Genomic DNA, 12,944 nt, shown 5'->3' with positions numbered 1-12,944 from the left:
CCCCGCCGGAGGCCGCCCATGACCAGCGCCCAACGCCTGATGCCGACCAAGAAACAACGGGTGCGCACCCTGTGGATATCCGACGTCCACCTGGGCACGCGCGACTGCCAGGCCGAGCACCTGGCGGGCTTCCTCAAGCGCTACCACGCCGAGCGCATCTACCTGGTGGGCGACATCATCGACGGCTGGAAGCTGCGCGGCGGCATCTACTGGCCGCAGGCGCACACTAATGTGATCCGCCGCCTGCTGACCATGAGCAAGCGCGGCACCGAGGTGATCTACGTCACCGGCAACCACGACGAGTTCCTGCGCCGCTACTCGAGCCTGCTGCTGGGCAACATCCGCCTGGTCGACGAGATCGAGCACACCACCGCCGACGGCCGCCGCCTGTTGGTGATCCACGGCGACCAGTTCGACGTCATCACCCGCTACCACCGCTGGCTGGCGTTCCTCGGCGACTCCGCCTACGAGTTCACCCTGACCCTCAACCGCTGGCTGAACCACTGGCGCAGCCGCTACGGCTATGGCTACTGGTCGCTGTCGGCGTACCTGAAGCACAAGGTGAAGACCGCGGTGAACTTCATCAGCGACTTCGAGGAGGCGATCGCCCATGAAGTCCACAAGCGCGGGCTGAACGGCGTGGTCTGCGGGCACATCCACCATGCCGAGATCCGCCGCATCGGCGAGGTGGAGTACCTCAACTGCGGCGACTGGGTGGAGTCCTGCACGGCGCTGATCGAGCACTGGGACGGCAGCATCCAGCTCTACCGCCTGGCCGACGAGCAGCTCCAGCGCGCCAGCGAGGCCCTCGCCGTCGAGCCGGCGGCATGAGGCTGCTGATCGTCAGCGACGCCTGGGCGCCGCAGGTGAACGGCGTGGTGACCAGCCTGCGCGCGCTGGTGGCCGAGCTGCAAGCCATGGGGCACCAGGTGCGCCTGCTGTCGCCCGCGGAGTTCCGCAGCCGGCTCTGCCCGAGCTACCCGGAAATCCCCCTGGCCTGGGACCTGTGGAAGGTCGGCCCGGCCATCGAGGCCTTCGCCCCGGACTGCGTGCACCTGGCCACCGAGGGCCCGCTGGGCTGGGCCGCGCGGCGCTGGCTGCTGCGCCGCGGGCTGGCCTTCACCACGGCGATCCACACGCGCTTCCCGGAATACCTGAACAACCGCTGGCCCTGGCTGCCGCTGTCCTTCGGCTATGCAATGCTGCGCCGCTTCCATGGGCCCAGCGCGGCGGTGCTGGTAAGCAGCGAGCGCATGCGCGGCGCCTTCGCCGACTGGGGCGTGCAGGGCCTGGCGTTGTGGCGCAAGGGCGTCGACACCACGCAGTTCCTGGCGGGCGCAGCGCCGGCCGTGGGGCCGGTGTTCCTCTATGTGGGGCGCCTGGCGCCGGAGAAGAACCTGGAGGCCTTCCTCGGCCTGGACCTGCCCGGCCTCAAGCGCGTGGTAGGTGACGGCCCGCTGCGCAGCGAACTGCAGGCACGTTATCCCCAGGTGGAGTTCCTCGGCTACCGCCATGGCCAGGCGCTGGCCGAGGCCTATTGCGCGGCCAGCGTGCTGGTGTTCCCCTCGCGCACCGACACCCTCGGCCTGGTGATGTACGAGGCCCTGGCGTGCGGTACGCCGGTGGCCGCCTTCCCGGTGCCGGGCCCGCTGGACGTGCTGGAGGACGGCGTCACCGGCGCCATCGATATCGACCTGGGCAAGGCCTGCCGGCGCGCCCTGCTGCTGGACCGCCAGGCCTGCGCCGAGTGGGCCGCCGGGCAGTCCTGGCGGCTCTCGGCGCAGCAGTTCCTGGCCCTGCAGCGGCCGCTCGGCGAGCCGGACGGGGTGGGTGAGGCCCTGGCCGACTGAGGCCTAGTGGAACAGGTCGCGGTCGCTGTCCAGGCTCTGGTCCACCAGCCACTTGCCGTGGGCGATGGAGGCGTGCTGCGCGGCGTCCAGGTCGGCGAGGAAGGCCATCTTCGTCGGCAGCGGCTGGCGCCGTGTGCTGCGTCCGTCCGGGGCGATGATCTGGCAGCCGCCGGCATAGGGCGTGGGCAGTCCCGGGTGCTCGAAGACGCGGGCGATGATGGTGTAGTCGCGATGGGTGCATTGCAGGGTTTGCATGGAATGGACCTCGCTGTCGGGCCAGGGGCGCCGCCCGCGCCATTGCCGGCGCCAGGCGCCGCGCCGCTCTGGCGTGGCTGTCCCGCCGGGGGCGGGGCCTGTGCTTTCGCGTAACCCCACCTTAGAACAGCGGGCCGGGCGCGCAAGGACGGGGCGACGAAGGGCGTCGCGGCACTTTTCTTCCGTCGCGCCCGGCGCCAGACTGTCGGCATGCCTATCCACAGACTTTCCCGCCTCGGCGACCTCGCGCCCGGACAGTGGGACGCCCTGCTGCCGGACGCCCAGCCGTTCCTGCGCCACGCCTTCCTCGCCAGCCTGGAGGACAGCGGCAGCGTCACCGCGCGCACCGGCTGGCGCACGGCGCACCACGTGCTGCTCGACGACGCTGGGCGGCTGCGCGCGGCCCTGCCGGCCTACGTGAAGGCGCATTCCTATGGCGAATACGTGTTCGACTGGGGCTGGGCGGACGCCTGCCAGCGCGCCGGCATCCGCTACTACCCCAAGCTGCTGGTGGGCGTGCCCTTCTCGCCGGTGAGCGGCGCGCGCCTGCTCGGCACGGACGATGGCATCGCCGAACTGCTGGGCGTGCTGGCCGAGGGCACCGCGGAAGGCGTCTGGTCCGGCGTGCACGTGAACTTCACCGACCCGCGCGCTGACGGCCTGATCGCCGCGCAGGGCGGCTGGCTGGAGCGCCTGGGCTGCCAGTACCACTGGTTCAACCGCGGCTACCGGGACTTCCAGGATTTCCTCGACGCCCTGGCCTCGCGCAAGCGCAAGCAACTGCGCAAGGAGCGCGAGCAGGTGGCCGGGCAGGGCATGGAGTTCCGCTGGATGGAAGGCCCCGAGCTGGCCGAGGCCGACTGGGACTTCGTCTACGCCTGCTACGCCAGCACCTACGAGGTGCGCGGCCAGGCGCCGTACCTGACGCGGGAGTTCTTCAGCCTGCTGGCCGAGCGCATGGGCGCGATGATCCGCGTGGTCTTCGCCCGCCGGAACGGCCGGCCGGTGGCCATGGCTTTCAGCCTGGTGGACGGCGACACCCTCTACGGGCGCTACTGGGGCTGCCTGGCGGAGTACGACCGCCTGCACTTCGAGACCTGCTTCTACCAGGGCCTGGACTACGCGCTGGTCAACGGCCTGCGCCGCTTCGACGCCGGCGCCCAGGGCGAGCACAAGCTGGTCCGCGGCTTCGAGCCGGTGCTCACGCGCTCCTGGCACCAGCTCGGGCACCCGGGCCTGCGCGCCGCGGTGGCCGACTTCCTCGAACAGGAACGCGCCGGCATCCGCGCCTACGCCGAGGAGGCGAGGGCGGCGCTGCCCTATCGGCAGGCGTAGCTGGGGAAGTCGGGAAGAAGGTCGGCCCCCGGCCGCTACGACAGGCTCGCGGGGTGGCCAAGTCGGCCAGGGACCGAGACCGGGTGGGGGCTCAGACGTGGCTCGCCTGGCCGCCCCATTCGAGGAAGCGCACGCGGTGCGTCTCGCCGTCGTGGTCCTGGTACACCAGGTAGGCGGGGACCACGCCCACCCTGTGCGAGTTGTCGGTACGGTGCAGCACCTTGTCGATGTCCAGCGGCATGCCGTAGTGGTATTCGACCGTCGGAAGGTCGGCGCCCGGCTCCTTGATCGCGTCCTGGGCGAAGGCCATGGGAGCGAGGCTGGAAATCACCGCCGATACGACAGAAGCAATCTTCATTCTGGTGGTCCTCATAGCGAAGGGGATGAAGCCCCGCCCTGGAGCACTGGCATCCGATGTCTGGCCGCGGGTCCGGGGGCGGGCAGGGGGCGATGCGTCAGGCGTCCACCGCATGGCGGGGCGTGGAACAGATATGACCACCGAACCACCCCAGGCGAGAAATTGATGTGCTTGCTAATGATCATCGACCGGGGTGATGCGGCGACTTGTCGCAGGGTTCCGGGTCGAGGCTTAAGGCTTCATTAACAGACTGGGCGATACGCCGCAGGATTCCTGTGGAGCGGGCCCTGCCCGCGATTTCGCGCGCAGGGCGCGCTCCTACAAGGTAAGGTGCCTCACGGGCTGTTCGATGTGGGCGGAGATTCGGCGTCAACCTGTAGGAGCGGGCCCTGCCCGCGATTTCGCGCGCAGGGCGCGCTCCTACAAGGTACGGTGCCTCACGGGCTGTTCGATGTGGGCGGGAGATTCGGCGTCAACCTGTAGGAGCGGGCTCTGTCCGCGATTTCGCGCGCAGGGCGCGCTCCTACAAGGTACGGTGCCTCACGGGCTGTTCGGTGTGGGCGGGAGATTCGGCGTCAACCTGTAGGAGCGGGCCCTGCCCGCGATTCGCGCAGAGGGCGCGCTGCTACAGCCAGACCGCGTTCCAGAAGGGGTAATCGCCAACCTTGGCCGCCAGGCCGGCACGTAGCGGATTGGCGATGACATAGCGTGCGGCGGCACGTAGGTCCTCATCTCGGCGTAGTGCGCGATCATGATACGCCCGTGCCCATAGTGTTCCGGACCTGCCCAGGCACTGGTTCACGTGCCGGGCACTGCATGATTTCAGTCGGTTCACAAGACTGTTCAAGCTCGCCCCAGAACCGATCTGGAGCAGCCAGTGGGCATGGTCGGGCATCAGTACCCAAGCCAGCATATGGCAGTCGTCAAGAAGCCTCGGGTCGCCAAAGCAGCGTGCAGCCGCACAGGCGGCAGGAAAACAACGAAAAATGGGTGTGCGGTCGCGAGTGGTTGTTGTAACCAGGTAGATCGTATGAGGCTGGGAAAACCGACCTTTGCGCAGCGCCGAATGGCCTGGGGATTGTTCGTCCATATTCCGTCCTCAGGGGAAAGGACTGAATATCGCTTCCAATCCCTGAGGAAAGAGCGCTGGCCGCTACCGAATGCGCTGCCTGCCCTGTAGGAGCGGGCCCTGCCCGCGAAATCGCGCGCAGGGCGCGCTCCTACAGGGTTAATCCACGCCCACGAACCCCCCGGTCTGGTGCCGCCACAGGCGGGCGTAGAGGCCGCCGTGTTCGATCAGCTCGGCGTGGCTGCCGCTTTCGACGATGCGGCCGTGTTCCAGCACCACCAGGCGGTCCATGCGGGCGATGGTGGAGAGGCGGTGGGCGATGGCGATCACCGTCTTGCCCTGCATCAGCGTCTCCAGGCTTTCCTGGATGGCCGATTCCACTTCCGAGTCCAGCGCCGAGGTGGCTTCGTCGAGGATCAGGATGGGCGCGTCCTTGAGCAGCACGCGGGCGATGGCGATGCGCTGGCGCTGGCCGCCGGAGAGCTTGACGCCGCGCTCGCCGACGTGGGCGTCCAGGCCGGTGCGGCCCTGGGCGTCGTACAGCTGCGGGATGAACTCGCTGGCGCGGGCCTTGCGGATCGCTTCCTGCACGTCCTCCTCGCTGGCGCCGGGGCGGCCGTAGAGCAGGTTGTCGCGGATCGAGCGGTGCAGCAGCGAGGTGTCCTGGGTGACCATGCCGATCTGCGCGCGCAGGCTCTCCTGGGTCACGTGGGCGATGTCCTGGCCGTCGATGAGGATGCGCCCGCCCTCGATGTCATACAGGCGCAGCAGCAGGTTGACCAGGGTCGACTTGCCGGCGCCGGAGGGGCCCACCAGGCCGATCTTCTCGCCCGGGCGCACCACCAGGTCCAGCCCCTGGATCAGGCCGCTGCCCTTGCCGTAGCTGAAGTCGACGTGGTCGAAGCTGACCTCGCCATGGTCCACCACCAGCGGCTTGGCGCCGGGCGCATCGACCACCTGGCGGGGGATGGCGATGGTCTGCATGCCGTCCTGCACCTGGCCGATGTTCTCGAAGATGCCGCCGACCACCCACATGATCCAGCCGGACATGTTGTTGATGCGGATCACCAGGCTGGTGGACAGGGCGATGGCGCCCACCGAGATCAGCTCCTGGCTCCACAGCCACAGGGCCAGGCCCGTGGTGCCGGCGATGAGGATGCCGTTCATGATGGTGATGCTGACGTCCATGGAGGTCACCACGCGCCCGGCGCGCTGGGCCTTGTGCGTCTGCTCGGCGATGGCCTCGCGGGCGTAGTCCTCTTCCTGGCGGGTGTGGGCGAACAGCTTGAGGGTGGTGATGTTGGTGTAGCCGTCGACGATGCGCCCCATCAGCTTGGAGCGCGAGTCCGAGGCGGCCACCGAGCGGCGCTTCACCTGCGGCACGAAGTAGGCGAGGGCGCCGACGTAGGCGATCACCCAGAGCACCAGCGGGATCATCAGCCGCCAGTCGGCCTCGGCGAACAGCACCAGGGCGCTGAGGGTGTAGATCGCCACGTGCCAGAGCGCGTCCACCACCTGCACCGCCGAGTCGCGCAGCGAGTTGCCGGTCTGCATGATGCGCTGGGCGATGCGCCCGGCGAAGTCGTTCTGGAAGAAGCCCAGGCTCTGCTTGAGCACGTAGCGGTGGTTCTGCCAGCGGATCAGGTTGGTCATGCTGGGGTTGATGCTCTGGTGCACCAGCATGTCGTGCAGGGCGTTGAACAGCGGGCGCAGCACCAGCGCCACCACGGCCATCCAGGCCAGTTCGTTGCCGTGCAGGCGGAAGAAGTCGGCCGGCGCGGTGTTCTGCGCCAGGTCGACGATGCGCCCCAGGTAGCTGAACAGCGCCACCTCGATCAGGGCGACGACCAGGCCGACCACCAGCAGGACCGAGAACACCGGCCAGACCTGGCGCAGGTAGTAGGTGTAGAAGCGCCAGACGTCTGCCGGCGGCATGCGCTCGGGGGCGTCGCGGAAGGGGTCGATGAGCTTTTCGAAGCGGCGGTACATGATGTCTCTCGGTTGTCGCGGGCCCTTCCTGGGCCCGCCGTTTCAGGCCTCCGTCAGCGCGGGAATCGGGGATTCTCAGAGACGCTTGGCGGAGAGTATGACCACCGGCTCGGCGGGCACGTTCTGGTACATGCCGCGGTTGGTGGTGGGCACCTTGGCGATCATGTCGACCACGCCCATGCCGCGCACGACCTTGCCGAACACGGCATAGCCGAAGTCGCGCTGGCCGTGGTCGAGGAAATCGTTGTCGGTCAGGTTGATGAAGAACTGGCTGGTGGCCGAGTCCACTTCGCTGGTACGCGCCATGGCCAGGGTGCCGCGGGCGTTGAGCAGGCCGTTGTCGGCCTCGTTCTTGATCGGCTCGCCGGTGTCCTTCTCCTGCATCTTCTCGGTGAAGCCGCCGGTCTGGACCATGAAGCCGGGGATCACGCGGTGGAAGATGGTGCCGTTGTAGAAGCCGCTGTCGACGTAGCCGAGGAAGTTCTTCACGCTGATCGGCGCCTTGGCGCTGTCGAGTTCGACCTCGATCTCGCCCAGGGTGGTGGACAGCAGCACGTGGGGTTTGGCCGGGTCGGCGGCGAGCGCCGAGGTGGCCAGGACGAGGGTACAGGCGGCGAGCAGGAAGCGTTTGAACAGGGTCATTTGGCGGATGTTTCCTGAGGTGTTTTAGGAATGGTCTACCTGCTCGAGGAAGTCGAGCAGGGTGCTGTTGAAGGCTTGCGGCTGGTCCAGCGGGGTGGCATGGCGCGAGTCCTCGATCACTACCAGGCGCGCGTTGGGCAGGCGCTCCACGTAGGCCTGCTTGAGCGTCACCGGGGTGTAGTCGCGGTCGGCGCTGACCACCAGCGTCGGACAGGTTATGCGCCCGAGGCGCTCCTGCACACCCCAGCCGATGATGGCGTGCAGGCTGGAAAGGTAAGCGCGTTTGTCGTTCTGCGGCCAGCGCTCCCGGATCTTGCGCCGCAGGTCGGCCTGCTCCGGCTTGGGGAACAGCAGCTTGCCCAGGGCCTTGCCCACGGTGTCCAGCCCCAGCACGTGGGCCAGGAACAGCCGGCGCGCCACTTCCAGATACTCGCGCGGGGTGCGCGGCTTCACTTCCGGGGCGCTGTTGACGATGGTCAGGCTCTTGAGCAGTTCCGGCCGGCGGGTGGCCAGCTCGAAGCCGATCATCCCGCCCATGCTGATGCCCACCAGGTGCACCGGGGCCAGGCGCAACTGCTCGATCAGCGCCGCCACGTCCGCGGCGAAGCCGGCGATGCTGTAGCGCTCCCGCGGCTTGTCGGACTGGCCGTGGCCGCGCACGTCGAGGGTGATCACCCGGTGCCGCTTGAGCAGCTCCGGCACCTGGTACTCCCAGTCGCGGCTGCTCGAGCCCAGGCCGTGGACCAGCAGCACGGGCGTGCCCTGGCCGCTGTCCTCGAAGTACAGGCGCTGGCCGTCGTGGTGCAGGTAGGGCATCGGCGGTTCTCCCGGTCAGGCGCTCGGCGGCGCGGCGAAGGGGGCGTCCAGGGGCACGTTGGCGAAGGTCTTGAGCAGCTCGACGAGGATCTGCGTGGCCGGGCCCAGGGGCTTTTCCTTGTTCGGGTAAAGATAGAAGCGGCTCTCGCGGGTGACGCCCTGGATCAGCGGCAGCGGCTTGAGCGAGCCGTCGCGCAGCTCGCGCTCGATCATGTGCCGCGGCAGCCAGGCGAAGCCCAGGCCGTTGCCGACGAAGGTGGCGGCGGTGGCCAGGCTGCCCACCGTCCAGCGTTGCTCGGCGCCCAGCCAGCCGACGTCGCGCGGCTGCAGGCGGCCGGAATCGCGGATCACCACCTGCATCTGGGTTTCCAGGTCCTGGTGCGTCAGCTCGCGCTGCAGGCGGTGCAGCGGGTGCTCCGGGTTGGCCACGGCGACGAATTCCACGGTGCACAGGTCGGCGCCCAGGTAGCCGGCGATGTTCAGGCCGCTGATGGCCAGGTCCGCGTGGCCCTGCTGCAGCGCCTCCTCGACGCCGGAAAGCACTTCCTCGCGCAGCAGCACGCGGCAGCCGCGGCTCTGCGGCACGAAGGCGGACAGCGCGCGGACCAGGCGCAGGGTGGGGTAGGCGGCGTCCACCACCAGGCGCACTTCCGGTTCCCAGCCCTGCTCCATGTGGTGGGCCAGATCCTCCAGCTGCCCGGCGCTCTTCACCAGTTGCCGCGAGCGCCGCAGCAGCACCTCGCCGGCCTCGGTGAGCACCGCCTTGCGGCCGTCGATGCGCAGCAGCGGCACGCCGAGCTGCTCCTGCATGCGCGCCACCGTATAGCTGATGGAGGACTGCGAGCGGTGCAGGGCCTCGGCGGCCTGGGCGAAGCCGCCGTGGTCGACCACCGCCTGCAGCGTTCGCCATTGATCCAGGGTAACGCGGGGCGCTTTCATCCTCGCCTCCTCTTGTCTAATCTGGCGCTCTGCCTGAACCGAGCGAGACCGCCACATGAAAAGAATCTGCTGTGCGTTGCTGCTGTCGCTGCCGTTGACCGCCCTGGCCTATCCGATCGAGGTGGAAAAGTCCCTCAACGGAACGGAAATCGACGTCCAGACCCAGGACATCGGCGACAGCATGGGCGCCGTGCTGCTGCAGAACTACGGCAAGCAGGACGTCGCCTGCACCGCGGTGTTCCAGAACGGCCCGGAGACGCCCAAGGTGCGCAAGACGGTGCTCGCCGCCGGCAAGACCAGCAACCTCACCGCCAGCTTCGGCCGCGCCATCATCAAGCTGCGCATCAAGCTGACCTGCAAGCCGGCCTGAGGCCCCGGCACATGTCCTCCAGACTAGGAGCAGACAGGATACAAATCAACTAAATCGATATTTTGAAGCAATTATTTCTGCTTTTTTATCGATCTGCTCCGCCCTAAGCTGGCCTCCATCGACGCAATCGACCGCTGGAGGTCAAGCCCATGTCCCGTGTCCTGGTCATCGAAAGCAGTGCCCGCCAACAAGGTTCGGTCTCCCGCCAGCTGACCGCCGAATTCATCGCCAACTGGCGCGCCGCCCACCCGGCCGACGAGGTCCAGGTCCGCGACCTGGCCGTGGAACAGGTGCCGCACCTGGACGCCGACCTGCTGGGCGGCTGGATGAAGCCGGCCGAACAGCACAGCGCCGCCGAGCAGGCCGCGCTGCAGCGCTCCAACCTGCTCACCGAGGAGCTGCTGGCCGCCGACGTGCTGGTGCTGGCCGCGCCCATGTACAACTTCGCCATCCCCAGCACCCTGAAGTCCTGGCTGGACCACGTGCTGCGCGCCGGCGTCACCTTCAAGTACACCGAGACCGGCCCCCAGGGCCTGCTCGGCGGCAAGCGCGCCTACATCCTGACCAGCCGCGGCGGCGTCTACGCCGGCGGCCCGCTGGACCACCAGGAACCCTACCTGCGCCAGGCCCTGGCCTTCATCGGCATCCACGACGTCACCTTCGTCCACGCCGAGGGCCTGAACATGGGCGCCGAGTTCGCCGAGAAGGGCCTGGCCAAGGCCCGCGAGCAACTCGCCGCGGTGGCCTGAGCGCCGCGCGGATTCCGCTTTTCCGCTTGCGCGCCCGTCGCTCCTGGGCGCGACGCCCGGTCGACGCACTTCCCCCCGCGAATGTCGACCGGGCTTTTTCTTTGCCGGGGTTCGCGAGCAAGAACTAGGCGTCCCCCTCGATCCTACGAAGAGCAACTCGGCGCGAACTGCAAGACAGTTGCTCCTACCCACTGGGTTCCCGTTCGCGGGAATGACGAGGGGGAAGGACGGCGCCAGACCCCCAGGCCGCTCGGGACAGCCCCCTCTCCCGCTTGCGGGAGAGGGTTGGGGAGAGGGCGCTCTTGAACCCGCCCTATGGGAAACACCGTCGTAGCGGGCTCTGCCCGCGAATCGCGCGCAGGGCGCGCTCCTACAGGTGGGGCAGCGGTGGTGGGGTAGGACTCCGTCCGCGATGGCCCGGGCGCCGGCCTCGCCAGCGGAGTCGTGGATAAATCCGCGCCTACGCTATATTCACGGCCAGGCCCCGGCCGTCCTCCGGCGGGCCCGCGGGCCTTCCTTCACCCACGCAAAACCGCTATTTTCCACGCCCCTTTTCGGTGCGCCTGTCCGGTCATGCCTTACCTGCTTTTCGTAACCGTCCTCTGGGCGTTTTCCTTCAGCCTGATCGGCGAGTACCTTGCCGGCCAGGTCGACAGCTATTTCGCCGTGCTCACCCGGGTGCTGCTGGCCGGCGCGGTGTTCCTGCCGCTGACCCGCTGGCGCGGGGTGGCGCCGCGCTTCATCGCCGGGGTGATGCTGGTCGGCGCGCTGCAGTTCGGCATCACCTACGTCTGCCTGTACCAGAGCTTCCGCGTGCTGACGGTGCCCGAGGTGCTGCTGTTCACCGTGCTCACGCCGCTGCACGTGGCGCTGATCGACGACGCCCTGAACCGCCGCTTCAACCCCTGGGCGCTGCTGGCCGCGGCGGTGGCCGTGCTGGGCGCGGCGATCATCCGCTACGACGGCGTCAGCGGCGACTTCATCGAGGGCTTCCTGCTGCTGCAGCTGGCCAACGCCACCTTCGCCGCCGGCCAGGTGCTGTACAAGCACCTGGCGGCGCGCTACCCGTCGGACATCCCGCAGTACCGGCGCTTCGGCTACTTCTTCGTCGGCGCGCTGCTGGTCGCGCTGCCCGGCTGGCTGCTGCTGGGCAACCCGGCCAAGCTGCCGACCACCGAGGTGCAGTGGCTGGTGCTGCTGTTCATGGGCCTGCTGGCCACCGCCCTGGGGCAGTTCTGGTGGAACAAGGGCGCTACCCTGGTGGACGGCGGCACCCTGGCGGTGATGAACAACCTGCACGTGCCGGTGGGGCTGCTGATCAACCTGCTGATCTGGAACGAGCACGCCGACCTGGCCCGCCTGGCCCTGGGCGGCGCGGTGATAGTGGCCTCGCTCGGGGTGAACCGCCTGGGGCTGGCGCGGAGGGCCGTGGCATGAACATCTCCGGTCGCGGCGTGGCCCTGTCCCTGGCCGCCTCGGTACTCTTCGTCACCCTGCCGGGCTACCTGCGCTGGCTGGCGCCGCTGGACAGCATCCAGATCGTGGCGCACCGGGTGGTCTGGTCGATCCCCATGGTCCTGCTGCTGGTGGCCTTCACCGGCCAGGGCGAGGTGCTGCGCGCGGCCGGCCGGCGCCTGCTGCGCGAGCGCTGGCTGCTGCTGTGCTTCCCGCTGAGCGCGGCGATGATGCTGGTGCAGTGGGGCGTGTTCATCTACGCGCCCATGGTCGGCCAGACCCTGCAGCTGTCCCTGGGCTACTTCCTGCTGCCGCTGACCATGGTGCTTTGCGGCCGGCTGTTCTATGGCGAGCGCCTGACGCCGCTGCAGGGCATTGCCGTGGCCTGCGCGCTGGTCGGCGTGCTCCACGAGCTGTGGCTGACCCGCGCTTTCTCCTGGTTCAGCCTGATCACCGCCCTGGGTTATCCACCGTATTTCATGCTGCGCCGGCGCATGGGCGTGGACGCGCTGTCCGGCTTCGTCTTCGAGATGCTGGTGCTGCTGCCCTTCGCCCTGTGGACCATCTGGCACTTCGGCGACCGCCAGGTGTTCGCCGAAACGCCGCGCCTGTGGGCGCTGCTGCCGGTGCTCGGGCTGATCAGCGCCCTGGCCTTCGCCGCCATGATGGCGTCCAGCCGGCTGCTGCCCATGGGGCTGTTCGGCATCCTCAGCTATGTCGAGCCCATGCTGCTGTTCCTGCTGGCGGTGCTGCTCCTCGGCGAGGCGTTCCAGCCGCAGCAGATGTGGACCTACGGGCCGATCTGGCTGGCCATCCTGCTCACCGGCTGGGACAGCGCGCGGCTGCTGCGCAAGCAGGCGCGGCGTGAGCGGCGGGGTGAGTAGGAGGATAATCGTTCGCCCTACATATCGTCGTTCCCGTGAACGCGGGAACCAAAAAAATGTCGGGTTTGGGTGTAGCGCGCCGCTCCGAGTGCGTTGATGCTTCTTGTTCCGCCCCCTCGGGCGAGTCACTTTTGTCAATCGCCACAAAAGTAACCAAAAAGGCTTGCCGGTACGACTCACCCACATAGGTGACAAATCGGTTCAGGCACATGGGTAACAGTTTCTAACCTGCA

14 protein-coding genes are annotated in these 12,944 nt (G+C 68.3%); 7 read left to right on the top strand and 7 right to left on the bottom strand.

Features of this window, described 5'->3' with window-relative positions; translation table 11 throughout:
* The first annotated feature begins 18 nt into the window (after positions 1-18).
* Together CHC02_RS19100 and CHC02_RS19095 are read left to right on the top strand one after the other, a co-directional pair.
* Entirely contained in the window at positions 19-831 is an 813-nt protein-coding gene (locus CHC02_RS19100) for a UDP-2,3-diacylglucosamine diphosphatase (protein ID WP_089393022.1), read from the top strand.
* On the top strand, positions 828-1,850 hold the full coding sequence (locus CHC02_RS19095) for a glycosyltransferase family 4 protein (protein WP_089393021.1): 1,023 nt from the start codon (positions 828-830) through the stop codon (positions 1,848-1,850). Before CHC02_RS19100 ends, CHC02_RS19095 begins: the two co-directional genes overlap by 4 nt.
* Before the next feature lie 3 nt (positions 1,851-1,853).
* Here the strand turns inward: CHC02_RS19095 and CHC02_RS19090 are convergent, their stop codons facing one another.
* A complete protein-coding gene (locus tag CHC02_RS19090) occupies positions 1,854-2,105 on the bottom strand; it encodes a hypothetical protein (RefSeq protein ID WP_009620418.1) in 252 nt (83 codons plus the stop codon).
* A gap of 210 nt (positions 2,106-2,315) precedes the next feature.
* On the opposite strand from CHC02_RS19090, the gene CHC02_RS19085 reads away from it, so the two are divergent.
* Positions 2,316-3,440, top strand: coding sequence for a GNAT family N-acetyltransferase (locus CHC02_RS19085; RefSeq protein WP_089393020.1), 1,125 nt, complete (start codon positions 2,316-2,318; stop codon positions 3,438-3,440).
* A gap of 91 nt (positions 3,441-3,531) precedes the next feature.
* On the opposite strand, the gene CHC02_RS19080 is transcribed toward CHC02_RS19085, so the two are convergent.
* From CHC02_RS19080 to CHC02_RS19055, 6 genes are all read right to left on the bottom strand, one after another.
* Entirely contained in the window at positions 3,532-3,798 is a 267-nt protein-coding gene (locus tag CHC02_RS19080; RefSeq protein ID WP_089393019.1) for a DUF2790 domain-containing protein, read from the bottom strand.
* Positions 3,799-4,423: 625 nt separating this feature from the next.
* Positions 4,424-4,888: an REP-associated tyrosine transposase gene (locus CHC02_RS19075; RefSeq protein ID WP_089393018.1), complete on the bottom strand. Its 465-nt coding sequence runs from the start codon at positions 4,886-4,888 to the stop codon at positions 4,424-4,426.
* A gap of 138 nt (positions 4,889-5,026) precedes the next feature.
* A complete protein-coding gene (locus tag CHC02_RS19070; RefSeq protein ID WP_089393017.1) occupies positions 5,027-6,859 on the bottom strand; it encodes an ABC transporter ATP-binding protein in 1,833 nt (610 codons plus the stop codon).
* Positions 6,860-6,931: 72 nt separating this feature from the next.
* Entirely contained in the window at positions 6,932-7,492 is a 561-nt protein-coding gene (locus CHC02_RS19065) for a peptidylprolyl isomerase (protein WP_089393137.1), read from the bottom strand.
* Between the two features lie 30 nt (positions 7,493-7,522).
* Positions 7,523-8,314, bottom strand: a complete 792-nt coding sequence (locus CHC02_RS19060; RefSeq protein ID WP_089393016.1) for an alpha/beta fold hydrolase — start codon at positions 8,312-8,314, stop codon at positions 7,523-7,525.
* Between the two features lie 15 nt (positions 8,315-8,329).
* Positions 8,330-9,253, bottom strand: a complete 924-nt coding sequence (locus tag CHC02_RS19055) for a PA3225 family LysR-type transcriptional regulator (protein ID WP_089393015.1) — start codon at positions 9,251-9,253, stop codon at positions 8,330-8,332.
* Positions 9,254-9,308: 55 nt separating this feature from the next.
* Here CHC02_RS19055 and CHC02_RS19050 point away from each other — a divergent pair, with 55 nt between their 5' ends.
* From CHC02_RS19050 to rarD, 4 genes are all read left to right on the top strand, one after another.
* A complete protein-coding gene (locus CHC02_RS19050) occupies positions 9,309-9,623 on the top strand; it encodes a 3-phosphoglycerate kinase (protein WP_089393014.1) in 315 nt (104 codons plus the stop codon).
* A 149-nt stretch (positions 9,624-9,772) separates the two neighbouring features.
* On the top strand, positions 9,773-10,372 hold the full coding sequence (locus tag CHC02_RS19045) for an FMN-dependent NADH-azoreductase (protein ID WP_089393013.1): 600 nt from the start codon (positions 9,773-9,775) through the stop codon (positions 10,370-10,372).
* Positions 10,373-10,945: 573 nt separating this feature from the next.
* Entirely contained in the window at positions 10,946-11,809 is an 864-nt protein-coding gene (locus tag CHC02_RS19040) for a carboxylate/amino acid/amine transporter (RefSeq protein WP_089393012.1), read from the top strand.
* Positions 11,806-12,711, top strand: coding sequence for an EamA family transporter RarD (gene rarD, locus CHC02_RS19035; RefSeq protein WP_089393011.1), 906 nt, complete (start codon positions 11,806-11,808; stop codon positions 12,709-12,711). The genes CHC02_RS19040 and rarD overlap by 4 nt, the downstream gene beginning before the upstream one ends.
* Positions 12,712-12,944: the final 233 nt, after the last annotated feature.

The sequence above is a fragment of the Pseudomonas delhiensis genome (assembly GCF_900187975.1).
GTDB classification, from domain to species: domain Bacteria; phylum Pseudomonadota; class Gammaproteobacteria; order Pseudomonadales; family Pseudomonadaceae; genus Pseudomonas; species Pseudomonas delhiensis.
This window is presented reverse-complemented; position numbering and strand designations above follow the sequence as displayed.

Bases quoted from the DNA above. Each gene is read 5' to 3' on its own strand.
- CHC02_RS19045 (WP_089393013.1), top strand. From the start codon at position 9,773: ATGTCCCGTGTCCTGGTCATCGAAAGCAGTGCCCGCCAACAAGGTTCG.
- CHC02_RS19080 (WP_089393019.1), bottom strand. From the start codon at position 3,798: ATGAAGATTGCTTCTGTCGTATCGGCGGTGATTTCCAGCCTCGCTCCC.
- CHC02_RS19050 (WP_089393014.1), top strand. From the start codon at position 9,309: ATGAAAAGAATCTGCTGTGCGTTGCTGCTGTCGCTGCCGTTGACCGCC.
- CHC02_RS19060 (WP_089393016.1), bottom strand. From the start codon at position 8,314: ATGCCCTACCTGCACCACGACGGCCAGCGCCTGTACTTCGAGGACAGC.
- CHC02_RS19040 (WP_089393012.1), top strand. From the start codon at position 10,946: ATGCCTTACCTGCTTTTCGTAACCGTCCTCTGGGCGTTTTCCTTCAGC.
- rarD (WP_089393011.1), top strand. From the start codon at position 11,806: ATGAACATCTCCGGTCGCGGCGTGGCCCTGTCCCTGGCCGCCTCGGTA.
- CHC02_RS19100 (WP_089393022.1), top strand. From the start codon at position 19: ATGACCAGCGCCCAACGCCTGATGCCGACCAAGAAACAACGGGTGCGC.
- CHC02_RS19075 (WP_089393018.1), bottom strand. From the start codon at position 4,888: ATGGACGAACAATCCCCAGGCCATTCGGCGCTGCGCAAAGGTCGGTTT.
- CHC02_RS19090 (WP_009620418.1), bottom strand. From the start codon at position 2,105: ATGCAAACCCTGCAATGCACCCATCGCGACTACACCATCATCGCCCGC.
- CHC02_RS19095 (WP_089393021.1), top strand. From the start codon at position 828: ATGAGGCTGCTGATCGTCAGCGACGCCTGGGCGCCGCAGGTGAACGGC.
- CHC02_RS19055 (WP_089393015.1), bottom strand. From the start codon at position 9,253: ATGAAAGCGCCCCGCGTTACCCTGGATCAATGGCGAACGCTGCAGGCG.
- CHC02_RS19085 (WP_089393020.1), top strand. From the start codon at position 2,316: ATGCCTATCCACAGACTTTCCCGCCTCGGCGACCTCGCGCCCGGACAG.